The organism is Bartonella sp. HY328, from assembly GCF_025449335.1.
Classification (GTDB): Bacteria; Pseudomonadota; Alphaproteobacteria; order Rhizobiales; family Rhizobiaceae; genus HY038.
The window spans coordinates 89438-113863 of the sequence record NZ_CP104883.1 but is presented as its reverse complement, the minus strand read 5'-3'; the positions used below and the strand labels follow the sequence as shown (position 1 = coordinate 113863).

The window sequence follows — 24426 nt, the reverse complement described above, 5'->3', positions numbered from 1 at the left end:
TGTTTTCTAAAAAATTTTCCGCCAAATCTATTGATATTTTACATCTATTCATATTTTACAAGGCTTAACTAAATAGCACCGGCATCCACCAAGACAAGTTCTGCGTCTTCAAGTGCCGTGACACGGATCATGTCTTCATTACGAATAGCTGCGCCATCACCGGTATTAAGGATGATGGTATCAATTTCGACCTTGCCCTTAGCTGGAACAAGATAGCCAAAGCGGCTTTGATCAGCAAAGTGATAATCTACGCTTTCACCTTTTTTTAAGGTCGCGCCTAATATTCGACCATTGGTGCGGATGGGTAAGGCATCATCATCGCCATCAAAGCCGCTTGCCAAAACGACAAACTGCCCCGAGCGCTCATTTTTTGGAAAAGGTTTGGTTCCCCAAGATGGACGCTCGCCCTTTTTATCAGGCAAAATCCAAATTTGAAATATTTTGGTATCTTCTGTTTCCTGATTATATTCAGAATGCTCGATACCGGTGCCAGCACTCATCACCTGCACGTCGCCCGCAACCGTGCGCCCCTTATTGCCAAGACTATCGGCATGAGAAATGGCCCCTTCGCGCACATAGGTAATAATTTCCATATCATTATGGGGATGCGTTGGAAAACCGGTACCAGCTGCAATGATATCATCATTCCACACCCGTAATTTACCCCAATGCATGCGGTTGCGGTCATGATAATTGGCAAATGAAAAATGATGCTTGGCATTGAGCCAGCCATGATTTGCTGCGCCAAGTTGTTGAAAAGGTCTATGTTCAATCATTTTCTTTTCCTTATTAATTTAGGTGTTGATTAATGAGGAATATAAGACCGCACTGCTTTTTTGAGAATGAGCAAAAGGGAATAGCAAGCTTTCCAATTTTGCTATCTTACCAATTTGCTATCGCATTTGCATATTTTTTTAAATGCTTTATGGATTTATGGTAAGAATAAAAGTGATATTTAAAAAAATGGGTTTAAAGCCATGGCGACAATTCTACCCGATTTAGAGGGATGGGCAATATTTGCTAAAGTGGCAGAAATTGGCTCTTTTGCTAAGGCAGCAGCAGATCTTAATCTTTCACAAGCAACAGTGTCTAAAGCTATTTCCCGTTTGGAAACGCGCTTAAATGTTATGTTGGTGCAGCGCACATCACGAGCAATTTCTTTAACTGAAGCAGGACAAGCGGCATTAGAGCGTGCAATTGCAATTCTTGAAAACGGTCATGCGATTGAAGAAGAAATCAGCGAACAGGCAACCAGCCTAAGGGGCAAAATACGTATTTCATTACCGATTTCCTTTGGGGTTAAATATGTAGCAGCCATACTTGCTGACTTTTTAACCCAACATCCCGATGTGGAAATTGATGCCGATTATTCCGATAAGCAGATTGACCTTATCGAGGATAAAATTGACCTATCATTACGCATTGCCAATATGGTTGACTCAAGTCTTGTGGTGCGAGGCCTTTGTTCGGTACGTATTCTTCTTGTTGGGGCGCCAGATTATTTTAAAAAATATGGCAAGCCCCTCCACCCGCGCGACCTTGCCAATCACAAGACACTAAAATACACTTATAATTATGGTAAAAAAGGTTGGAGCTTTGTCCATCAAGAATATGGCGAATTTACTCAAATTACCGAAGCGCAAATGCAGGCCAATAATGCCGAAGCCTTAACCCCAGCTTTACTGGCTGGCTTGGGTGTTGCGTTACAGCCAGAATTTATGGTTTGGGATGAATTGCAAAATGGCAGTCTACAAACAGCAATGGATGATTGGCAAATAAAGCCATTAATGCTGTATATTGTAACGCCTCCAGGGCGTAAAAGACCGCATCGTGTCCAAGCTCTTATGGATTTTATTGCCCTTAGGCTAACCAAAGAGCCATGGATTGATACAAGCATATTTTGACAAGATATATTTAGCTTATTATTTACCAAGTACTAAAGCCCAATAGCGATAGTTTGGTTTTTGCGGTGATACGGCGTAGGCAAGGCCATAATGGTTAAATTCTGGATCAAGCATGTTTTTGCGGTGGCCTTTGGAGTTCATCCATGCTTTAAAAACTGTTGCAAGGTCAGGTTGGCCTGCCGCAACATTTTCAGCTGCTGCGCCTCTTATACCAAATCTGCGAACGCGTGAGCCAAAATCATTGCCCCAACCAATCGAATGCCCCATTTTTTGCTTTTGTGCCATGCGCTCTGCTTGGTCTTGGGCAGCTTTTTGCAGCAATGGATCTGGGCTCATAGAGGATAGGCGATTTTCCTTGCGGATTGCATTAAAAAGCTGGGTAACCTCATCTTCTTTTTTAAAAAATTTACTAAGCTGGGCAAAGCTTGTTTGCGGCAATAAAATGCTAGGCGCAAGCGCGATGCCTAGGGCTAAAAAATGGCGGCGGTGAAGCAAAGTTTTCTTTTTGCCTTTTTGATCACTCATAATAAAATGCCTTTATTTAATAACTTTGAAAAAAATTAAGCTTCGATTTTAATGCGATATTGGATAAAATCAGTTTTTTCAGCCTTTTGATCATAAAGGGCTTGGGCGGCTTTATTGCTTTCTTTGGTTATCCAATAAAGATAGTCGCCGCCATTATGCTTGGCAATTTCGTGGATAAAGTCAAGTATTTTACTGCCAATGCCTCTTTTTCGCGAATGTTCAGCAGTAAACAAATCTTCTAGGTAAAAATAGGGTTTACTTGTCCAAGTTGAGGCATGAATGACAAAATGACCAATGCCGCTCAATTCATTATTGATAAAAGCACCAATGCCAAAAATTGGAAAATTATTGTCCATCATGCGTTGCCAAACAACATCGATTTCAAATGTTTCAGGATCAGTTTCACAAAAAATGAGATATTGGCGAAATAATTCAAGCCATGCTTCGTGGTCCGCTTGTTGTAAATAACGAATATTAACGGCATTTTCCATTGTTGTCCCCTAATAATATTTTAAAGATTGCGCTGTTCAACGCGTAAGTTTGAGCCCTTATAAACCCCAACAATGCGCAATTCACTTGAAAAAAACTTTAATTCTTCAAGCGCTAAATGCACAAGATGGCTTTCTGGGTGGCCTTCAATATCAATATAAAATTGTGTTGCTTTAAATTGTCCTTCAAGCTGGTAACTTTCAAGCTTAGTAACATTGATGCCGCACGTGGCAAAACCACCCAATGCCTTATAAAGCGCGGCTGGTACGTTACGGACGCGAAAAACAATCGTTGTAACAATATTTTCGTCATTTTCGTCATATTGGGGGCGATGAGCATTGCGGGATAAAACCACAAAGCGTGTAACATTATCGGCTGAATCTTCAACATTTTCTTGTAAAATATCAAGGCCATAAAGTTCTGCCGCTAAAAATGGTGCAAGAGCTGCCATGCTGCGTTCGCCTTTTTCGGCAACCAGTTTGGCGGCACCGGCTGTGTCGCCAGCAACCATTGGCTTCCAACCATTTTGCTTAATAATATTGCGGCATTGGCCAAGTGCATGAATATGGCTGTGAACGGTTTTAATTTCTTCACGTTTTACACCGGGTAAAACCATAAGTTGAAAATGGATAGGCAGGTAATATTCGCCAATAATATTCAAAGGTGAGCGCGGCAATAAATGGTGGATATCAGCAACACGACCAGCCAGAGTATTTTCAATTGGGATCATCGCAAGCTCTGCTTCGCCACTTTCAACGGCGCTAAATGCATCTTCAAAAGTTGCACAAGGCAAAGGCTCCATATTGGGAAACATATTGCGGCAGGCCGTATCGGAATTAGCACCATAATCCCCTTGAAAGGCTATTTTTGCTTTTTGTTGCGCTGGTTGTGTAGCCATTATTTTAAAGCCTTTCCATTTTCTAATTTTATGATTTCTTTGGCGCGTTCAAGGTCTTCTGGGGTATCAACACCAAGGGGAATACTATTGATAATTTCAACATCAATGCGCATAAAAGCTTCCAATGCACGCAATTGTTCTAGCTTTTCGCGTTGCTCCAATGGAGAAGGTTTTAGGCTAACAAAGCGGGTTAGAGCTTCACGCCTATAGGCATATAGCCCGATATGATGATAAAGTGGGCCGGGGCCTGTAGGTGCGGTGGCGCGGGTAAAATAAAGGGCGCGCAAACGTTGCGGCATAATGTGCGAACCAACAACTTTGACGACATTGGGGTTGTTTTTTTCCTCTTCACGGGTAATTTCAACGCAAAGGGTAGCTATATCGACATTTTTGTCATCAAGCGGCGCAAAAGCGGCACGGATTTCATCTGGACTAATGGTGGGCAAATCGCCCTGAACATTGATAATCGCATCATATTTGCCATTGCTATCCACCTTTTGCAAAGCTTCAAAAATACGGTCAGAACCTGATTCATGTTCTTTGGCTGTCATCACCGCATTAAAACCATGTTGAAGCACCGCCGCTTTAATGGTTTCATCATCGGTTGCGACAACAACCGGGCCAATATTGGCAGCTCGCGCGCGCTCTGCGACATGGACAATCATCGGCTTGCCGCAAATATCGGCAAGTGGCTTGCCGGGTAAACGAGTAGAAGCCAAACGGGCTGGAATAATGATAAGGGCGGATTGGGTCATGAAATATCCTCAAAAACAGCATTACCACTTTAAATCATTGCCGATGGTGGGTGTGCTGCGACTTTATAGACGTTGCAGTCTTATTACAAAAGTTCTATTTTACCAAAGCTATTTTTAAAAGGTTTTTCTTTGTCTCATGTTTCGCATTTCCGTTGCTACCATTAATAATTTTATTCTTGTCTGCCTATTATGGCTTATTGTGCTTATCACACTTTATTATGTTAGTGAGACAATTTATAGCAATCCTGATCCAATAAAAAGTGAAAATAGTCTTGTGCAAGAGCCAAGCGCAAATAATGTCGCTGATAAAACAACTGCAACAACTAAGACGTTGGAAGCGCGCCTTGCAACAGGTGATATAGAACATGGGCGAAAATTATTTGGTGAGTGTGGTATTTGTCATATACCCACTGAGAATGGTCCAAACCGTCTAGGACCTAATTTGTGGCAGATTGTCGATCGTCCAGCTGCTTCGCTTAATGGCTTTAATTATTCAAGCGCCATGCGCCAATTGGGACAAAATGGTGCAAAATGGAATTATCAAAGCTTGGACGCATTTTTAAGCGCACCACAACGCACCTTAAAAGGCACAATCATGACCTATAAGGGCATGAAAGATGCACAAGATCGAGCTGATCTTTTGCTTTATTTACGCTCCTTAAGCGATAATCCGCAGGATTTACCAAAGGTTGATAAAGAACAAGATCGTGTTGGCCAATAATTTTTACATTATTTTGTTGGTGTAAAAGTCTATCTTATTCATTTATTAAAGATAATTAATTATGAAATGCTTGCCATAGGTTTGGCAAAATGCGTTGATAATGCAATTTAAAATGCAGACCATAGATGGTTATAAATGGGTTGTTAGGTAAAGGTTCAATATGCAAAGAGTAATGAAATTTTTAAAAATCATACTTTTAACTGCTTTGATTATACCGTTTCATTGCGCGGTTATAGCCTTTGCTAATCCTGTTAACAATCAGCAAGAAAAACCTCAATCTGACGACACGCAGCAAAGCCTGCCTAAAACTGAACCAATATGGCGAACAAGTACAAGCCTTGGCGTTCCACCAAAATATGGTGCTGATTTTAAGCATTATGATTATGTCAATCCTAATGCAAAAAAGGGTGGGACATTTAACGACATAGCGCTGCAAGGTACCTTTGATAATTTTAATTTTTTTATTCCTGAAGGTACGGCTGATCGCAATATTTTGTTGATCTATGATACTTTGATGGCAGGTTCGACTGAGCAAGAAGGTGTCAATTATCCGCTTATTGCGACTGCTGTCCAATATCCTGATGACTATTCATGGGTGAAATTTAAAATAAACGATAAAGCTAAATTTCACGATGGTACGCCGGTTACGCCCGAAGATGTGGTATGGTCATTTGACATTATTAAAAAATACTCAACTCGTAATAGCTCCTATTATAGCGCCGTAAAATCTGCTAAAGTCACGGGAAAAAATGAAGTAACTTTTACCTTTGTAAAGGCTGGAAATAGAGAGCTGCCAAATATTCTTGGACAATTACGTATTTTGCCAAAACATTGGTGGGAGGCAAAAGACGCGAGTGGCAAACAGCGTGATTTTTCAAAACCTTTACGTGAAATACCTCTTGGCTCTGGCCCCTACCGTTTAGAAAATTATAATCCGGGTAAGTCGACGCTTTATAAGCGGGTTGATGATTATTGGGGCAAAGATTTGCCAGTTAATGTCGGCCGCTATAATTTTGATGCTCTTCGCTATACTTATTATTTTAACGATAATGCTAAATGGGAAGCCTTTAAAAAAGGCGGCATAAGCGATTTTCGGCAAGAAAATACTATCCAATCGTGGATGCAAAACTATAATTTTTCTGCGGTAGAAAACGGATTGGTTAAGCGTGAAAGCTTTGAAAATCATGGAAGTGGTCGCATGCAAGGCTATTTTTTAAACATACGTCGTGAGAAATTTAATGATATCAGGGTGCGCAAAGCATTAAACCTTGCTTTTAATTTTGAACAAATGAACCGCTTATTATTTTTTAATAAATATGAGCGCATCACCAGTTATTTTTATGGCCTTGATTTTGTCTCCGCCCAGGAGTTACCTAAGGGTAAAGAATTGCAGCTGTTGGAAAGTGTTAAGAATGAAATTCCGGCAGAATTATTTCAAAAGCCGTTCACTTTACCAAAATATAGTAAACCGACTGACTTGCGTAAAAATTTAAGTGAAGCTATGCAATTATTGCAAGATGCTGGTTGGCGGTTAAAAAACAATCAATTGGTTAATGCGCAAGGTCAACCATTTACAATTGAATTTTTGTTAGATGATGCTCGTTTCGAGCGGGCAACCTCGTTTTATATTGCCAATTTAAAACGGCTTGGCATTGATGTAACAATGCGCACCATTGACGATGCGCAATATCAAAATCGTCTTTTTAATTTTGATTATGATGTAATTTCCATTGCAATTGGCCAATCGAACTCGCCGGGCAATGAACAGCTTAATTTTTTTAGCTCCGCTGCAGCTGATATAAATGATAGTGGAAATTATGTAGGCATCAAAAATCCTGCAGTCGATAAAATGATTAACGAGATTATTTATGCTAAGGATCGCGATGATTTGATTGCTGCAACAAGAGCAATGGACCGTATTTTGTTGTGGAATTATTATGTGGTACCGCAATGGACATCATCAAAGATTAATATTGCTTATTGGGATAAATTTGATATTCCGCGTCCACAGCCAGAAGCGGCCGGTTATGACATTTTTTCTTGGTCAATTGATCAGCAAAAGGAACAAGCTTTAAAGCAATCCATTGGGAATCGTTAATTGGCTTTATCACTAAAACTAACTTTATTGATTAACCGTTATTTTGCACTTTATTTACCATATAGGTTTATTGTTTATTTTTATCCGTGCGGCAAAATCAGCGACAATCCGCTTACTGTTTATTTTTAAAAGCTAACTGCATGTTCAAAGAAAGAAAATGGAAATGACATTAACCGCGTGGATAATGCCGCAGTCTAAAAATGGGGAAGTGTGATGGCAGCCTATATAATCCGCCGTTTATTGTTAATTATACCAACCATTATTGGCATATTAACTGTAACTTTTGTTATTTTGCAATTTACCCCAGGTGGGCCTATTGAAACTATTGCAGCTCAATTGCAAGGTGGTGGGGATGGCGCACTTAACCGTATTTCTGGTGGTGGTGGTGACATGGGCATTAACGCTGAAAATATTGGTTCGCGGTCTAGTTCCAGTCAATCGCTTTATCGCGGTGCGCAAGGTATGGATCCTAACTTTATTAAAGCACTAGAGGAAAAATTTGGCTTTGATAAGCCTGCATGGCAACGCTATCTTATTTTGTTACGTGATTATAGTACATTTAATTTTGGCAAATCTTTTTTTTCTGATGCCTCTGTTATTGATATGATTAAAAAGACCTTGCCCGTATCGGTATCGCTTGGCCTTTGGCTGATGCTCATTTCCTATGCTATTTCTATTCCCCTTGGTATTCGCAAAGCGCTTAAAGATGGCTCTGCCTTTGATGTGTGGACAAGTGCCGTTATCATTATTGGCTATTCTATCCCCGGCTTTTTGTTTGGCGTCATGTTGATTGTATTCTTTGCAGGCGGCTCATTCTTTGATTGGTTTCCACTTCGCGGATTAACCTCTGATAATTTTGATGAATTGTCATGGGGTGGCAAGATCCTTGATTATTTATGGCATATTACTTTGCCCATTGCTGCTATGGTAATTTCAGCTTTTGCAACAACGACACTCCTTACAAAAAACTGCTTTTTGGAAGAAATTCGTAAACAATATGTGGTCACTGCGCGTGCCAAAGGGTTAAGTGATCGCAAAGTGCTTTATGGCCATGTTTTCCGCAATGCAATGTTGGTGGTTATTGCTGGTTTTCCTGGGGCTTTTATTGCCTCTTTCTTCACAGGATCGCTGCTTATTGAAATGCTATTTTCCTTAGATGGCATGGGGTTAATGAGCTATACGGCAGTGGTTAAGCGTGATTATCCGGTGGTGCTTGGCACATTGTTTATTTTTTCATTGCTGGGTTTGGTCGTTTCACTTGTTTCAGATCTTATCTATATGGCGGTTGATCCGCGTATTGACTTTGACAAGAGGGATGTCTAATGGCCAATAATCCTTCAAATATTATGGCGAATGAAGTTGCTGCCAATGGTTTGACAAGTGGCTTGACAAGTGGCTTGGCTGGCGAAATTGCGCAGGATGTGCACCATTCAAGCGAGCAAAAGCACAATAAACAAAAACATCGCCAGCCATTTTTATCTCCACTTAACCAACGGCGTTGGCGCAATTTTAAAAAAAATCGCCGTGGTTATTGGGCCCTTTGGATATTTATATTTTTATGTCTTTGCTCTTTTGGGGCATCCTTTATCGCCAATGATCGGCCGATTATTGCAAGCTATAAGGGTGAATTACTGTTTCCCGCCTTTTTTGATTATCCCGATGAAAAATTTGGCGGCACTTTGGCGGCGGCTTATTTTCGTGATAGTGACATCCAAAGAGAAATAGAAGAGCATGGTTGGGCTATTTGGCCTCCTATCCATTATTCTTATGATACAAAAGGCGAGCAGTCAGAAGCTTTGTCGCCACCCTTTTGGATGCAAAGCATGGATGAGCGGTGCAAGTTTTATGCTGGCGGTGCGGCTAATCCCGAATGTAAATTTGGCAATTGGAATATTTTAGGTACAGATGATCAAACTCGCGATATTTTTGCGCGCGCGCTTTATGGTTTTCGCGTGTCGGTTGCCTTTACGGTTATTTTAACCGTATTATCGACGATTATTGGTGTTGCTGCTGGCGCGGTACAGGGCTATTTTGGTGGTTGGGTCGATCTTATTTTCCAACGCTTTATTGAAATTTGGTCGTCTATCCCAACCCTATATTTGCTGATTATTCTATCGGCTTTTTTTGCGCAGGGTTTTTGGGTTTTGCTGGCAATTATGTTGCTGTTCCAATGGGTAACATTAGTTGGCGTGGTACGCGCCGAGTTTTTACGCGCTCGTAATTTTGAATATGTTAATGCAGCGCGGGCTCTGGGTGTTTCCAATGCCACCATTATGATCCGCCATTTATTGCCAAATGCGATGGTCGCCACCATTACCTTTTTACCATTTTTGTTAACCGCTGGTATTTCTGCCCTTGCTTCGCTCGATTTTCTTGGCTTTGGTTTACCACCTGGTTCGCCTTCGCTTGGTGAGTTAATGTTGCAAGCAAAAAACAATATTAATGCGCCTTGGATTGGAATAACCGGCTTTATCACTCTTGCCGTGCTTTTATCCTTGCTTGCCTTTATTGGTGAAGCAGCGCGTGATGCATTTGACCCAAGAAAGACACTTCAATGACGCCAATGCTTTCAGTCCGCGATCTTTCTGTGGCCTTTCGTCAGGATGGTCAAGAAAAGCTTTCGGTAAAAAATGTGTCCTTTGATATTATGCCCGGCGAAACCGTTGCGCTGGTGGGTGAATCAGGGTCCGGAAAATCTGTCACGGCTTTATCAGTATTAAAACTTTTGCCCTATCCCATGGCTAGCCATCCATCAGGTGAAATGCTGTTTCGCCAAGATGATATGGATAAGGATTTGATGAAGCTTAGCGAAAAGCAATTGCAACGCGTGCGCGGCAAAGATATTTCGATGATCTTTCAAGAGCCAATGACATCGCTTAACCCATTACATCGGGTCGAGCAGCAAATTGGTGAAATTTTGCGTATCCATCAAGGAATGAGTGTTAATGCGGCGCGTGCTCGCGTGGTTGAACTTTTAGAGCAAGTTGGCATTAAAAATGCGGCGTCACGTTTACGTTCTTATCCGCATGAATTATCTGGCGGACAAAGACAGCGGGTGATGATTGCCATGGCATTAGCCAATAATCCGCGGCTATTAATTGCTGATGAACCAACCACTGCTCTTGATGTAACGGTGCAGGCGCAAATCCTTGACCTCTTAGCAGATTTAAAAAAACAACATAAAATGTCGATGTTGTTTATCACTCATGATCTTGGCATTGTCCGCAAAATTGCTGATCGTGTTGCGGTGATGACCAAGGGGGAAATTGTTGAAATGGCATCGGTTGAAGAAATCTTTGCTAATCCACAACATGACTATACCAAAAAGCTTTTGGCGGCCGAGCCAAAGGGTAATCCGCCTGCGGTTGATCCCAATGCGCCAATTATCATGCGTGGTGAAAAAGTGCGTGTGTGGTTTCCGATTAAAACGGGGCTTTTCCGTAAAACCACTGATTATATCAAGGCGGTTAATGATATTGATATCAATATTAAAGCCGGCCAAACCATCGGCGTTGTAGGCGAGTCTGGTTCAGGTAAAACGACATTAGGGCTTGCTTTAACGCGTATGATTTCATCAAAAGGTATTATTCAATTTGATGGCAAAAATATCAATAAATTAAGTTATAAGAAAATGCGGCCATTGCGCCGCGATATTCAAATTGTTTTTCAAGATCCTTTTGGCTCATTGTCGCCACGTATGTCGGTGGGAGAAATTATTGCCGAGGGGCTTTCTATTCATCAGCCAAAACTCACCTATGATGAACGTGAGGATAAGGTGATTGCTGCGATGGAGGAGGTGCGCCTAGATCCGCAAACGCGCCACCGCTATCCACATGAGTTTTCAGGCGGCCAACGGCAGCGTATTTCGATAGCGCGTGCCATGGTGTTAAATCCGCGTTTTGTTATGCTGGACGAACCAACCTCTGCCCTTGATATGAGTGTGCAAGCAGAAGTGGTTGATTTGCTGCGTGAATTACAGCAAAAACACAATCTTTCTTATCTTTTTATTAGCCATGACTTAAAAGTGGTTAAAGCCCTTGCCAATGAAGTATTGGTGATGCGTGATGGTAAAGTGGTGGAACGGGGTGCGGCAAAGGATATTTTTGCTAATCCGCGCGAAGATTATACTAAAACCCTTATGGCTGCGGCATTTAATATGAATACGCGGGCAGATAACGAGATAGTTACGCCAAAACTATAAAAATTAAATTTATATTCAAGCTATTATCTTGTTTTATCTGGTTTATTATCTTATCTGCTAAATAGTTTTTGATATATTTGTAAAAAATAATCCAATATTAAAAGGTTAAATGGATGACCTCATATTATCCGCCAGAATACCAAAAAGAAGCATATAGTTGCCCCTATTGTGATGTTTATTCTAGACAAGATTGGACTGAATTATATCTTCGATATTATACGCGTACAATATCTTCAGATATGTTCATGGCAAAGTGTACACACTGCGACAGAGCTTCATATTGGTATGATAAAAAGATGGTTGTTCCGGTTGCAAGCAATGCCGAACTACCAAATATTGATATGCCTGAAAATTGTAAAATTGACTATATGGAAGCAAGAAGCATTGTAAACCTGTCGCCTAAAGGTGCATCTGCTTTACTTCGGTTATGCTTACAAAAATTAATGGTTCATCTTGGGGAAAAAGGTGAAAATATTAATAATGACATTAAATCTCTTGTAGAAAAAGGTTTGTCACCACGCATACAACAAGCAGCGGATATATGTCGTGTAATTGGCAATAATGCTGTTCACCCAGGTGAAATTAATATTGAAGATGATCCACAAATTGCTCTTAGCCTATTCAAATTATTAAATATTATTGTTGAAGATAGAATTACAAAACCCAAAGAAATTGAAACGATGTTTCAAAGTTTGCCCCAAGGTCCACGTGAGGCTATTGAAAAACGTGATAAAAAAGCAAATTAAATAAACTCTTAAAAATAAGATTTTAGTATTTTGGATTGAAAATATTTTAACCATGACAATGGGTAGTTGTGCTTTTATAAACGCGATAAAGTACTAATTTATTTTTATTTAATCATTTCTAAATAGGCATTGGCTTCGGCACTGCCATTGTCGGCGGCAAGCTGCAACCAATATTTTGCCTTGGCAATGTCTTTTTGGGTGCCAATACCATAATATAGCATGATAGCTAAATTAAATTGTGCCTCAACATGGTTTTGCTCTGCAGCTTTTTGAAACCAAGAAAATGCTGATTGCATGTTGTTAGGGCTTTCATCGCTGTTATAATAAAGGGTTGCAAGATTATATTGCGCTTGTGCATTACCTTTTTCAGCAGCATTTTGAGCGGCTGCTATTTCTTCTTGCTTTTTTAGTTGATCTTTATCATTTGCCCGATTAAGTGCTTCAGCAAAAACAATGTCTTGCGATAAATTTGCGTCTTTTTCATTGACGCGGTTAAATGCTTCAGCAACAGTTAATGTATGGGATATGTTCGGTTCTTTAACGGTTACGCGATTAGGCTTTTCATCGTTACTTTTTTTATGCGACAAATTCGGATCTTTTTCATTTTCCTCATTTTCGTTGTTTTCATCCTCTGCTTGAAATCTGGCTAAGGCTTCTTTGGCACTTTCATGGCCTTGGTCTGCCGCCAATGTAAGCCAATAAATAGCTAGCGCACGCAATTTTTGTATTTCAGGGTCATCGCCAAAAGCCTTTTCTCCATCTTTGATAAGACCGCTATCGCTATATTTTTCGGAACCATTAATCCTTGCTTCCTGATTACGTACCATTAATTCAGTTGTATATCGTAAGCTATAGTGAAAGCCCAACCAAGCTTGTGCTGTAATATCTTTTTGTTCTGCAGCTAAATACATGAGGCGCATGCCTTTACGCCTATCTAGTTTTACACCTTCGCCAATAAGATACCTAAAGCCCATTATAGTTTGTGCTGGTGGATAGCCTTGAGCCGCAGCAAGTTTAAACCAATGGATAGCTTGGCGTTCACTTTGGTCAACGATTTCACCTTCTAAATATAATATACCTAGGTAATTCTGTGCCCTAGCATAGTCTTGATCTACTGCTAATTGCAAAAAGCGCAGTCCTTCAACATTGTTTTGTGCAACGCCAGTGCCGTTAAAATACTTAATTGCTAAAATAGTTTGAGCGGCTGGATCATCTTTTTCTGCCGCCAAATGATAAAGGCGTAGAGCTTCATTGATATCTTGTTTGACGCCCGTACTACTTTCATACATAATTCCAAGGACCGTTTGCCCCCTTGCATTGTTTTGGTCTGCGGCCAAACGATAGAGACGGACTGCTTCTTCCTCGTCTTGTTTGACACCGTTGCCAGTTTCATAAAGCCAACCAAGGCCTATTTGTCCTTTAGGATTGCCTTGGTCACTGAGAGTTTTAAACCAATATAATGCTTGGGTATAATCCTTGTCTACACCTTGTCCATTCGCATAGAGCCAACCAAGACGAGCTTGTGCATTCACATTGCCTTGCTTTGCTGATGCTTCAATCCAATGAAAGGCTTGCTTATAGTCAAGCTCAACACCTTTGCCCTTGGCATAGCTTTCGCCAACTTCATATTGCGCGTTTGCGTCACCTTTTTCGGCCTTTGCTAAAGCCTGTTTAAATTCCCTATCAATATTTAAGGCAATGAGCATAATAGCTACAAAAACAGCACCAATAAAAAGAAATATATATTTTTTCATTTTTGCCCTCGCAAAGCATCGCTTGTCTCAACATGGCTTGCCTCAAAATATTTCAAATTTTTTAAGCCGGTTCGTCACCAAGTTTCCAGTGTTTTTGATGAAAGCTTAAGTCTTCATCCGCAAATAAAAAAGGATCATAAGGAAAATTAGGATAGATTTTATAGTTTAGACCGAGTTGATGAAATTTATTCAGCCAAAAAAATATCTTAAGCGGGTGGCCTTTGCTGATAAAAATCTTACCTTTGCTTAAAATTGCTTTTGCTTTGACAAAATTTACCTCATAAAGACTGGCGATCTGCTTTATTGTTGCAAGTGAAAGGTCATTGCCTTCAAGATAAATTTCATAAAAACTGATATCATAGCCTATAATAGCACGCCTTTGCTGAGGATTTAACGCGCCACCATTTTGTTGGCTTTGATTGTCATTTTCATTATTGTTTGCCATCATTTCTCCTCTTCAATGATTATTTTTATTATTAAACAATTATTTTGCTGTATAAAACTATTATTTTAATATTTTTATTAATTTAATGCCGAGCTTTTCTAAATTTTTTATAAAATAATAAATCAATGCCTTAAATAATACTGTATCATTTTAGCATTTTTATATGGTTTGATTACAGATGGGGGAACGTGTGGCCAAAAGATTAAGCCAAAAACATCCGATATTGTTTTTTGTCGCCATCTGGCGGCAAAGATGTTTGCGTTATTGGCGCAATAGCAAAGATCAACAAAAATTTGCGCGAAAGCGGCAAGTCGACAGTTTGCCCCATCGGGTATTTTCCCATCAATCAAAGCTCATTCGCAATTTTGGTGAAGACTATCATCAGTTGCAGTTAAATAAGATTACCAATTTAAAAAAGGCAATTCCGCTCCTTGATGGTATTGTCATTCACCCTGGTGAAACTTTTTCTTTTTATAAATTAGTGGGGCATGCCCATCGCCTGCGCGGTTTTCGCAAAGGCTTGGAGCTGTCAGGTGATACAATGAGGGCGGGTATTGGCGGTGGTCTTTGTCAAATTGCCAATATGCTGCACTGGTTGATATTGCATAGCAATTTAGATATTATTGAGCATCATCACCATTCGCGTGATATGTTTCGCGATGATGAGCGGCTTGTGCCATTTGGTTGTGGGGCAACTATATTTTATAATTATCTTGATTACCGCTTTACCAATAATAGCCCAAATATTTGGCAGTTACGTCTTAGCCTTGATGAAAACCATTTGATTGGTGACATTTTGGTCAATGACACGCTTAATGTAAAATATGATATTTGTGAAAAAAATCATAGATTTTTGCAATGCGAGGGCAAGTTTTACCGCTTTAATGAAATTTGGCGCCAGCAATGGCAAGGGGATAGCTTAATAAGCGAGACGCTCTATCGTAAAAATATTGCGCCGATGATGTATGTGCCCGATGCATTTGATGTGGTTGATAGTTTAAAGGATTTTCAATGAAGCAGATTTTTGGATTAATTAGCTTAAGTATCTATTTTTTAATCAGTATTTCATCTTTTGGGCAAAGCAAAGATTTTAATGATAATGCTGAATTGATAACATTAAACGGCACGCCTTATTTGCTTGATTTGCGCTATGCGAGTGACAATAATTTTTTGCATCGTGCTATTTATAAAGAGCATGGTCTAAGCACCTGCCTTGTTCATAAGGATTTAGCAAAAAAACTTGAAACAATTAAAAAGGATTTACAAGATCAACACTTGCAACTTGTTCTATTGGATTGTTTTCGTCCACTTGCTGTACAAAAAGCCATGTGGGATATTATGCCCGACCGCCGTTATGTTGCTAATCCAAAAAACGGTTCAAACCATAATCGCGCCGCGGCGATTGATGTGGCTTTAGCTGATGAAAATGGGAAAATATTGCTTTTTCCAACTGCTTTTGATGATTTTACCAGTAAGGCCGCAGCGCACTATAAATGCCCCAAAGCCGATAGTCTTGCTTGCAAAAATCGCGACCTATTGTTTGGCTTAATGAAAAAAGCAGGGCTTAAAGGCATTAATAGTGAATGGTGGCATTTTGAATTGCCAAATGCTCGGCAATATCCAATCATCGAATAATTGCATTAAAGGGGGGAAGGCAATGACCAAGCGTTTTTACAATTATCTATTGGGGCTTTGTTTGGCGGCTATTGGTTTTTTACCAATAAGCGCAATTGCGCAAGACAATAGAGATCAAATAGTGCCAACTATTTTAATGGCATCACCAACAAGCGCAACAGAGCAATCAACATCAATTATTTGTCTTTTAGATAAAAATTGTGATGGGGCTTGGCAACCACAAACCAAGGATGGCGGGGTTAATGAAGGCTTTGGCTTCCAATTCGAACAAGCTTACCATCTTGATTATATCTCCATCACAGTTGAAGGTGATAGCAATAGTCTTGCCTTTACCGCTTATCTTGACGGTAAAGATACTATTATTGATGGCGCAGATAAAGATAGCGACCCAATTCGTATTATTTTGCAACGTTTCGAGATCGATTCCAAGAAGGCCATTTATGTTTTAAGGCGCGATCCGTACTCTGTCATTAATAAACCGCTTACGCTTGATTATTCTGCCAAATCGGTATTTTTTCGTATTACCGATGGTAATTCACCAGTAAAATGGACCGTGACCTCAATTGATATTGTTAATAAAAATATTTTTGAAATAATAAACGGTGAAATATCTTTAGTTGAAGATATTTATGATGATCCGCATGCTTTGGCGGTTAATTTACCGATTGAAGCACCATTGCTAGAGCTTAATGCCACTTCAATTCTTGATCCACAAAATGCTTATCACCCAAGCCATCTTTTCGATTCCAATACCAGTAACGCATTTGCAACCGATGGTAAAAAAGACAATGGCATTGGCACTAAAATCGTCCTTAACTTTAAAGATCAACAAAATATTGCGGCTGTGATTATATGGAATGGTTATCAAAGGTCTGATAAGCATTTTAATGCTAATAGCCGCGTGAAAGATCTTTTGATAAATGGCGAAAAAATTGCGGTCAAAGACGAACAAGCCATGCAAAAAATTATGCTGACAAAGACAATCACCAATAGCCAAATTGTTTTGGAAATTGCCGATATTTATGAAGGGGCGGACGATAGGGATGTTGTGCTGTCCGAATTGCGCTTTATTGACAATAAGGGCGCGATTATTTTACCCGTTAGCCAAGAAACGCCATTGATAGCAGAACTTACTAACAATCATTTCGTCGATAGAAGTTTTAGTGGTTTTTTGAGTCAAATGGTCTTTGCACGCGGCGAAGTTGAAGCTGATATTTGTGATGTTGGTTCATTTCGCTTGCGTAGCAATGGAAGTTTTTCCCTTTATTCGCACAATATTAAAGGCATTGATAGGCTGCATTCTTTTGCTATAGCTGCCGAGGGTAACTTTGAAATTATTCAACAAAATAAATTCAAATTATTTGGCAAAAAATATCAAACCATGTTTTCACGTATGACAGGTTATTTAAAGGAAAATGAAGATAATGCGCTCCTTAAAGTCGCACCTAGTATCTTTCAAAGCCTTTTTACCATTGAAAAATTTTCTGACCTTAGCGAAAAAGAACAAAAAGACCTGTTGAGTTTGCTTATTAATGAGCCACTTTATGAAGAGCCTGAAAAAATTTACGCGGATCAACCAGATTTTAATCTTGGTCTATTTGTTTCGCTTGACCAAGGATTTGTGGTTGAAGCGGCAACAATTAGTGAGGTGCGTGAAAAACTGCGTAAAATATTGCTGACAAAAGAAGTTTATGCGGTAAAATCTGACATTTATACCGACCTTGTTGTCCCTGTTGATCGGGTGCCATTTTGTACAAAAATCTAAACCAATATTTGAGAAAATGTGGTTTATTTCGCCTGTTGAAGAATATAAGATACAGAGTTAATAATAAAAGTTAGCATTTATGGCTGTTAAATTTTTGCCAATATCCATTGATTATTCAATTATAAAAAGGGGCATAAGCTGATGAGGTATTTTTTTAATAATCTATTTCGGCTTTGCCCTGTCATTATTGTCATTATTGGTTTCCTACCAACTTTAGGATATACGCAAGACAATACAGATCAAATAGTGCGAACTATTTTAATGGCATCACCAACAAGCGCAACAGATCAAATAGTGCCAACTATTTTAATGGCATCACCAACAAGCGCAACAGAGCAATCAACGTCAATTATTTGTCTTTTAGATAAAAATTGTGAAGGGGCTTGGCAACCACAAACCAAGGATGGCGGGGTGAATGAAGGTTTTGCCTTTCAATTTGAACAGCCCTTCCAACTAGATTATATCGTGATAACGGTTACCGGTAATAGCGAAGGCCTCACCTTTACCGCCTATCTTGATGGTAGTGATGCTATTGCTGATACAATGGGAGAAGATAGGGATCCAATTCCTTTTGTTGTTCAACGTTTCGAGATCGATCCCAGTAAGGCCGTTTATGTTTTAAGGCGCGAACCATATCGTATAGACGGCTCGTTTAAACTCCAATATAAAGCGAAATCGGTATTTTTTCGCATCATTGACGGTAACCTAGCTGCAAAATGGGAAGTCACTTCAATTGATCTTGTGAATAAAGATATTTTAGAGTCATTTGGTGGACCTTCATTAGTTAAAGAAATTTATAATGAGCCGCATGCTTTGGCGGTTAATTTACCGATTGAAGCACCATTGATAGAACTCAATGCCACTTCAATTCTTGATCCACAAAATGCTTATCATCCAAGCCATCTTTTTGATTCCAATACCAGCATGGCCTTTGCAACAGATGGTAAAAAAGGCAATGGCATTGGCACCAAAATCGCCCTTAACTTTAAAAACCAACACAATATTGCGGGTGTGATGATATGGAATGGCTATCAAAGGTCAGATAAGCATTTTTATGCTAATAGCCGCGTGAAAGCTCTTTTGATAAATGGCGAAAAAATTGCGGTCAAAGACGAACAAGCCATGCAAAAAATTATGCTGCCAAAACCAATCACGAATAGCCAAATTGTTTTGGAAATTGCCGATATTTATAAAGGGCAAGCCTATAGAGATGTTGTGTTATCCGAATTGCGCTTTATTGACAATAAGGGCGCAATTATTGTGCCTATTAGTCAAGAAATACCAATAATCGCCGAACTTACGGACAATGCTTTTACCGATAAAACATTTAGTAGTTTTTTTGGTGATATGGATTGGGCAACTTTGAGCGAGAAGTACTTGCGCAAGGATCATTGTTATGTTTCAACCTTTCGATTGCGTAGTAATGGCAGCTTTGTGCTTTATCCTGCGCGTTTCAAGCCAGATAGTAAAAATCGCCCCTTTGCTACAGTTGCAGAAGGTAATTTCGAGCTTGTAAAACCAAATGAGATGAGACTATTTGGTAAAAAATATCAAACGTCTTTTTCACGCAGTGTTGGTTATATAAGTGGTAAGGGAAATGATGAAATTGCCCATGCCGCCCCACAAATTTTCCAAAATCTTTTTAAAATAGAAAAATTTTCAAATCTTGCTGAAAGTGAGCAAAAAAAGCTTTTAAATTTCCTTGTTGCTATGCCAATCTATGATAGGGAAGAATATGAAGGTGAAGATTTAGGGCTTAGCGTTTTACTTGATGACGGATTTGTGGTTGAAGCAAAAACCATTGGTGAACTTCGGGAAAAATTGCGTAAAATATTACTTGAAAAAGATGTTTATGCCGTAAAATCCGATATTTATACCGACCTTGTAGTCCCTGTTAAGCGTGTGCCGTTTTGTACAAAAATATGAAGCATTATTGGAGAACTGGCTTTATTTGCTTAGCCATTTTTATGGCTGCGCTTCAGCTTGGGCTTATTCTGTTTCATCAAAGCTACTTTTATGGTTATGATGGCTATTATTATGCAGTGCAAGCGCAAAGCCTCATTGATCATGGTCGCTTGCGTATTCCCGATGATAGTTGGCTGTTTTGGCTGATGAGACCGCTTGCATATTTTGTCAATAATGGCGAAGCAATGGTGAAAATCTATATCGCTCTTAGTTTTGGCTTGTTTTTACTTGCCTTTTATCTCCTTTTAAAAACTATAAAAAACGGTGCTTTAGCGCTTATTATTTTGTATTGGATTTTCATTTCACCTAGCTTTTATTTTATGGCGGTTGAATTTCCTAAACAATTTACCAGTTGGATTATTTTAGTGATTACCGTAAATTTTATGTATCGCTATCCGCGCTATATTTTTGTTTTTATGGGATTTTCATGTCTTGCGGTGTTTTTCCATAAATCGGCAATCATTTATATCGGGCTTTTTTCGCTATCCCTTATCGGCTATTATTGGTCCAAAAGAAAAGATAATAACAAGGTAAAATTGCACGCAGGGCAGGGTGGTAATATTGCCAAGTTAAAATGGCAAATACTGATTGCGGTTACTCTTCTCTCTATCGGTCTCATTGCTGCATTGGTGAGCGGTGTTTTATACTTGGGGCTATTTGATTTTTACCGCTTTCAAAGTAATCAACTTCAATTGGGGTTAATTGCCTTATTAAGCGAGCCATTTTTGCCGCTTGCAATAAAGCTGGAGCTACTCTTTTGCGGTATTTGGGTGCTTGGTTTGCTATTTTTTGCGGTGCGGTCGTCAAAAAGTAATCTATGGCACTTTTTACCGCTATTTTCTTGTTTTTTACCAAGCCTTGGTCAAGAGACAATGAATTTTGGTGAACGCATCGCGCTAGCCTTTCCCTTACTCGTTTTATTCATCAGTATATGGTTTTTGAAAGACCAGCCAATACCAAAGCCAAAAACACTTGCAAAATATCTGCAAATGAGCCTGTTGGCGGTTGCGTTGATGCTGCTTACAGGCACATCATTATATCGCAGCGTTAATATTGAAAATATCAATGAAAAAGCAATTTTTAAACAATATGATGCTTTGATGGCTACTTTTGCGCCGCCGCCAATGCTGATTGTTAATCGCGATATGCATTATTATTATAAATATAAAACCGGCGGTGAAGCGTTTTCTTTCATGCCAGAGCGTCATTGGGACAAAACACGAATTTGGCGCTTGGTTTATGGGATTAACCCAACTGAGGCTTATGCCTATTGGCCAGAGCAATGTGATTTTGCACAGCCTTTTATTAAAATCATGCCGGTGCTAGGTTATCTTTACATGCGCGAGGATTGCTATCAGCAATTTCGCGATAATGTCACTGCAAGTTTCAACCAATCATTAGCTACTATACTCAATGATAGTGACCTTAACCCATCAATGGCGAGGCCGCAATTTTTGTATAACCGTTATCAAGATGAAGATTTAAGCGAATTTCCAGCCCTTGCACCGTCCCACTAGAGCACCGATCTGGTTGGGTCAGATTGGCGCTCTAATCCATTGTTTACACCGCATTTTTTGTCCGAAAACCGCTTCATACTTTTCAAAAAACGCTCTTATGATGAAGCTTTTTTAAAGACTTGGAAATTGCATGCGATGGCATCAATGCAATTTCTTTTTTACTATTGAAATATTTTTGTAAGGTTTGTTTTAGGACGTAGCAATGATAATATTTACTTCTCTGATAGTTTTTGTGCTGGAAAAGCTATAAAAATTGCTGGGATTTTAGGTAAAACAAAGCGGGTGCAGCCATAAGCACTTAGACCACCAAGGATAATTCCTGCGAAAATATCAAAGGGATAGTGCACGCCAACAAAAATACGTCCCCAACAAACAAGCACGAGTAAGCCAAGCGCAAATTTTGCGGCCATTTTATAGCGCAATAAATAAAGACTAAAAAAATAGGCGGCACAAATTGTGGCATGATTTGAAGGAAATGACGCATTGGGTGAATGGTGAATAAGTGCTTCAACAATACCGGCAACAAAGGGGCGCTCTCGGTAAAAAACAAGACCAATCAAATGGCTGATAAATAAACCGATTATAATACTTGCAACAATTGTCAAAGCAGCACGACGCTCGAATTTGCCGCCAGCAAACCATAAAAGCAATAAATGTAGCGGTATGAAATATAAAAGCCCCTTGGCGCAAAAAATACCAAACCAAATGATTAATGTTGGTGTCTGAGTGCTACCCGCAAGGCTTTGCGCTAAAAATGTATCAATCGTTGCAAGCATATTCTATCCATTACCGCATATCCTTAAAGTTTTTGCGCTTTTTAGATATGTATTCTATGTCATTCGTCTAAATCATAATCTTTATGCGTGAATGAGGCGTAAACCTTCAAGCACTATGCATTTCAAAAAACTGCGACTAAAATGAGTCTTTGTCATTTTGAATAGTAATTGTGCCAGATAAAGGTGAACAATCTCTTGAAAAGAGCTTTAATGCGTTTTGCTATTTTCACCAATATTGTGGATAATATGGCAAGCTTAGTTTTTTAACGCTGCGCTGCGCGTGCCGCTTCAATCGTTAAAGCGAGTAATGTTTGGCGGATAATTGGCGTGGCAAGGGTTGCGGATTTACGGCTTTCAAGCACGGCAGTTTGTAGCCGTTCCATAGCGCGAATAATTCGCGGCATCGTCCAATTATTTAATGCCCGTTCGACAATGGGTACTCGTTTAAAAAATATCGGTGGACGCGCCGATTTCACTAACTGGCTTGCTGAACTACCCTCATTATCCATTTGCGCGCGCATCTGCATTAATTGTTGGAATTGCCGTTGAGCTGCGCTTAAAACAAGAAATAAAGCGACTCCACTTTCAACTTGTCGGTCAAAATGCTGGTTGAAACTATCAACATTACCTGAAACTACGCCATCAATAATTTCATCTTGCGAAAGCGCACTGACATCGCTAACTGCATTGGCGACATCTTCTACGCTGATTTCGCTCTGCCCTTTGGCATAAAAACATAGTTTTTCTAATTCACCGCGCGAGGCCAAGCGATCAGCACCTAGGCTTTCACGCAGCCATTTGCGTGCATCTAATGAGATTTTCATCGAAAATTCATCAAGCACTTGGTCAATAAGCGCATCAATGCCACTTTGATTATCGCTATAACAAGGAAGCGCCATCGCACACGACCCGGCCTCAACAATACCGCGTAAGCCAGTCACGCCTTTTTTCAAATCACCAGCTTCAATTAAAACATAAGTGCCCTGTGGCGGTGTTGCTATCAACCATTTTACTGCCTCAGCCAAGCCTTTTTGTGCACCGCCATTGCGTACCCAGATTAAGCGTTCGCCGCCAAATAGCGATACAGTACGGGCTTCATCACTAAGGCGAGCAGGGTCGCTATCAATTTCGCTGGCATCAATCTTTAAGGTTGAAAAAGGATCTTGTAAGTCTATGCCAGTATTTTTGGCAAAAAGCGATGCGCGTTCAGATACCAATCCCTTATCTGGCCCATAGACCAGTATAATGGGAAAAGTTGACGAGGGCTTGCGAATAAAACCATCAACCTCATGGGCCTTTCGTTGCGCCATTTTGCCAAGAATCCTTTTCTATTATATGCCTTTTGATTTAAGGCTTGCTGCTTGGTTACGCAACCACAAAATTAAATCTAATGCTGATATGCTTGAAAACAAAAACCCTGCCTTTTATTCCATCTTGATTTTAACGAAAGCCAGTTTGCAAGTACCAGTTTGCAAGTACCAATTTGCAAGTACCAATTTGCAAGCAATTGTCTTAAAAGGAATCAAAATTTTACAGAAACGCATTTTACCAAAAAAACATGCAAATTTAAATTTAAAATTATTCAATAAAATCATATCATTATATTTTTTTTATAAAAAAATGAATTTTCTTGTTGCATTATCATAACCGTTGCGGCATATAACGCCAATCCTGACATGAAGCATATTGCTTCAACACGCAGATGAGCGGGCGTAGCTCAGGGGTAGAGCACAACCTTGCCAAGGTTGGGGTCGTGGGTTCGAATCCCATCGCCCGCTCCAATTTTCAAAATCTTGCGCATATATTTCTTATAAATTGCTATAGCATTTGCTTATGTCACTAAGCATATATTTTGAATAATTTTATAATATTAGCATCTATTCACATTACATGCTGAAATAATCAAGCATCGAATGCCATTTGACTGCGCTATCAAAAGTCCAATAAGTGCTGGTAAATCTCCTTTCTTTATAGGATTTAAATTATTTTTATATTTTTTGAGATTTATTTCAATTTTGCGCTTGCAATTTGTAAGTGATTGCTGCATATAACGCCAATCCTGAAATGAAGTATACTGCTTCAATACGCAGATGAGCGGGCGTAGCTCAGGGGTAGAGCACAACCTTGCCAAGGTTGGGGTCGTGGGTTCGAATCCCATCGCCCGCTCCAGTTTGCTAAAAGCCATCTGGTTTTATATTTTCCATTTTTTTAAATTTCTTTAAATTTTGTGTC

The 24426-nt window shown here is 39.6% G+C and carries 22 protein-coding genes and 2 tRNA genes; 15 read left to right on the top strand and 9 right to left on the bottom strand.

Features of this window, described 5'->3' with window-relative positions; all coding sequences use genetic code 11:
- Window positions 1–68: 68 nt before the first annotated feature.
- A complete protein-coding gene (locus N5852_RS00440) occupies window positions 69–776 on the bottom strand; it encodes a pirin family protein (RefSeq protein ID WP_262098379.1) in 708 nt (235 codons plus the stop codon).
- A 201-nt stretch (window positions 777–977) separates the two neighbouring features.
- On the opposite strand from N5852_RS00440, the gene N5852_RS00435 reads away from it, so the two are divergent.
- Window positions 978–1904 (top strand): LysR family transcriptional regulator, encoded by a 927-nt coding sequence (locus N5852_RS00435; RefSeq protein WP_262098378.1) that lies wholly within the window; start codon window positions 978–980, stop codon window positions 1902–1904.
- An 18-nt stretch (window positions 1905–1922) separates the two neighbouring features.
- Here N5852_RS00435 and N5852_RS00430 read toward each other — a convergent pair whose 3' ends face one another.
- The 4 genes from N5852_RS00430 to N5852_RS00415 are packed head-to-tail and all read right to left on the bottom strand — an operon-like array spanning window position 1923 to window position 4571.
- Window positions 1923–2429: a CAP domain-containing protein gene (locus N5852_RS00430; protein ID WP_262098376.1), complete on the bottom strand. Its 507-nt coding sequence runs from the start codon at window positions 2427–2429 to the stop codon at window positions 1923–1925.
- A gap of 35 nt (window positions 2430–2464) precedes the next feature.
- Window positions 2465–2920: a GNAT family N-acetyltransferase gene (locus tag N5852_RS00425; RefSeq protein WP_262098374.1), complete on the bottom strand. Its 456-nt coding sequence runs from the start codon at window positions 2918–2920 to the stop codon at window positions 2465–2467.
- Window positions 2921–2940: 20 nt separating this feature from the next.
- On the bottom strand, window positions 2941–3816 hold the full coding sequence (locus N5852_RS00420) for a prephenate dehydratase (protein WP_262098373.1): 876 nt from the start codon (window positions 3814–3816) through the stop codon (window positions 2941–2943).
- Window positions 3816–4571 carry a 3-deoxy-manno-octulosonate cytidylyltransferase gene (locus N5852_RS00415; RefSeq protein ID WP_262098372.1) on the bottom strand — a complete coding sequence of 252 codons (756 nt, stop codon included), beginning with the start codon at window positions 4569–4571 and terminating at the stop codon, window positions 3816–3818. The genes N5852_RS00420 and N5852_RS00415 overlap by 1 nt, the downstream gene beginning before the upstream one ends.
- 136 nt (window positions 4572–4707) lie before the next feature.
- Between N5852_RS00415 and N5852_RS00410 the strand changes: the two genes are divergently transcribed.
- The 6 genes from N5852_RS00410 to N5852_RS00385 all read left to right on the top strand — a co-directional run bounded on the left by N5852_RS00410 (window position 4708) and on the right by N5852_RS00385 (window position 12337).
- Window positions 4708–5292 (top strand): c-type cytochrome, encoded by a 585-nt coding sequence (locus N5852_RS00410; protein WP_262098370.1) that lies wholly within the window; start codon window positions 4708–4710, stop codon window positions 5290–5292.
- 172 nt (window positions 5293–5464) lie between these two features.
- Complete coding sequence (locus N5852_RS00405) at window positions 5465–7390, top strand: extracellular solute-binding protein (RefSeq protein WP_262098369.1); 1926 nt, start codon at window positions 5465–5467, stop codon at window positions 7388–7390.
- A 213-nt stretch (window positions 7391–7603) separates the two neighbouring features.
- Window positions 7604–8713 carry a microcin C ABC transporter permease YejB gene (locus N5852_RS00400; protein ID WP_262098367.1) on the top strand — a complete coding sequence of 370 codons (1110 nt, stop codon included), beginning with the start codon at window positions 7604–7606 and terminating at the stop codon, window positions 8711–8713.
- Window positions 8713–9948, top strand: coding sequence for an ABC transporter permease (locus N5852_RS00395; RefSeq protein WP_262098365.1), 1236 nt, complete (start codon window positions 8713–8715; stop codon window positions 9946–9948). Before N5852_RS00400 ends, N5852_RS00395 begins: the two co-directional genes overlap by 1 nt.
- Window positions 9945–11591, top strand: a complete 1647-nt coding sequence (locus tag N5852_RS00390) for an ABC transporter ATP-binding protein (protein WP_262098364.1) — start codon at window positions 9945–9947, stop codon at window positions 11589–11591. Before N5852_RS00395 ends, N5852_RS00390 begins: the two co-directional genes overlap by 4 nt.
- Window positions 11592–11836: 245 nt before the next feature.
- A complete protein-coding gene (locus N5852_RS00385; protein WP_262098362.1) occupies window positions 11837–12337 on the top strand; it encodes a DUF4145 domain-containing protein in 501 nt (166 codons plus the stop codon).
- A gap of 104 nt (window positions 12338–12441) precedes the next feature.
- Here N5852_RS00385 and N5852_RS00380 read toward each other — a convergent pair whose 3' ends face one another.
- The gene (locus N5852_RS00380) at window positions 12442–14091 is read right to left on the bottom strand and encodes a tetratricopeptide repeat protein (protein ID WP_262098360.1); all 1650 of its coding nucleotides are present in this window, start codon (window positions 14089–14091) and stop codon (window positions 12442–12444) included.
- A gap of 61 nt (window positions 14092–14152) precedes the next feature.
- Window positions 14153–14536: a hypothetical protein gene (locus N5852_RS00375; RefSeq protein WP_262098359.1), complete on the bottom strand. Its 384-nt coding sequence runs from the start codon at window positions 14534–14536 to the stop codon at window positions 14153–14155.
- Between the two features lie 190 nt (window positions 14537–14726).
- On the opposite strand from N5852_RS00375, the gene N5852_RS00370 reads away from it, so the two are divergent.
- The 5 genes from N5852_RS00370 to N5852_RS00350 all read left to right on the top strand — a co-directional run bounded on the left by N5852_RS00370 (window position 14727) and on the right by N5852_RS00350 (window position 21418).
- Window positions 14727–15551, top strand: a complete 825-nt coding sequence (locus tag N5852_RS00370; protein WP_262098357.1) for a VanW family protein — start codon at window positions 14727–14729, stop codon at window positions 15549–15551.
- Window positions 15548–16171 carry a M15 family metallopeptidase gene (locus tag N5852_RS00365; RefSeq protein ID WP_262098356.1) on the top strand — a complete coding sequence of 208 codons (624 nt, stop codon included), beginning with the start codon at window positions 15548–15550 and terminating at the stop codon, window positions 16169–16171. The genes N5852_RS00370 and N5852_RS00365 overlap by 4 nt, the downstream gene beginning before the upstream one ends.
- Window positions 16172–16193: 22 nt before the next feature.
- Entirely contained in the window at window positions 16194–17936 is a 1743-nt protein-coding gene (locus N5852_RS00360; protein WP_262098355.1) for an NADase-type glycan-binding domain-containing protein, read from the top strand.
- Window positions 17937–18077: 141 nt separating this feature from the next.
- Window positions 18078–19862 carry an NADase-type glycan-binding domain-containing protein gene (locus N5852_RS00355; protein WP_262098354.1) on the top strand — a complete coding sequence of 595 codons (1785 nt, stop codon included), beginning with the start codon at window positions 18078–18080 and terminating at the stop codon, window positions 19860–19862.
- Window positions 19863–19903: 41 nt separating this feature from the next.
- The gene (locus N5852_RS00350) at window positions 19904–21418 is read left to right on the top strand and encodes a hypothetical protein (protein ID WP_262098352.1); all 1515 of its coding nucleotides are present in this window, start codon (window positions 19904–19906) and stop codon (window positions 21416–21418) included.
- Window positions 21419–21630: 212 nt separating this feature from the next.
- Here the strand turns inward: N5852_RS00350 and N5852_RS00345 are convergent, their stop codons facing one another.
- Together N5852_RS00345 and holA are read right to left on the bottom strand one after the other, a co-directional pair.
- Window positions 21631–22194: an undecaprenyl-diphosphatase gene (locus tag N5852_RS00345; protein ID WP_262098351.1), complete on the bottom strand. Its 564-nt coding sequence runs from the start codon at window positions 22192–22194 to the stop codon at window positions 21631–21633.
- Window positions 22195–22457: 263 nt separating this feature from the next.
- Window positions 22458–23504, bottom strand: a complete 1047-nt coding sequence (gene holA, locus N5852_RS00340) for a DNA polymerase III subunit delta (RefSeq protein ID WP_262098350.1) — start codon at window positions 23502–23504, stop codon at window positions 22458–22460.
- Window positions 23505–23529: 25 nt separating this feature from the next.
- Here holA and N5852_RS00335 point away from each other — a divergent pair, with 25 nt between their 5' ends.
- The 3 genes from N5852_RS00335 to N5852_RS00325 all read left to right on the top strand — a co-directional run bounded on the left by N5852_RS00335 (window position 23530) and on the right by N5852_RS00325 (window position 24363).
- A complete protein-coding gene (locus N5852_RS00335) occupies window positions 23530–23841 on the top strand; it encodes a hypothetical protein (protein ID WP_262098349.1) in 312 nt (103 codons plus the stop codon).
- Window positions 23842–23900: 59 nt separating this feature from the next.
- A tRNA-Gly gene (locus N5852_RS00330) sits at window positions 23901–23975 on the top strand.
- A 313-nt stretch (window positions 23976–24288) separates the two neighbouring features.
- Window positions 24289–24363: transfer RNA gene (locus tag N5852_RS00325), tRNA-Gly, on the top strand.
- Window positions 24364–24426: the final 63 nt, after the last annotated feature.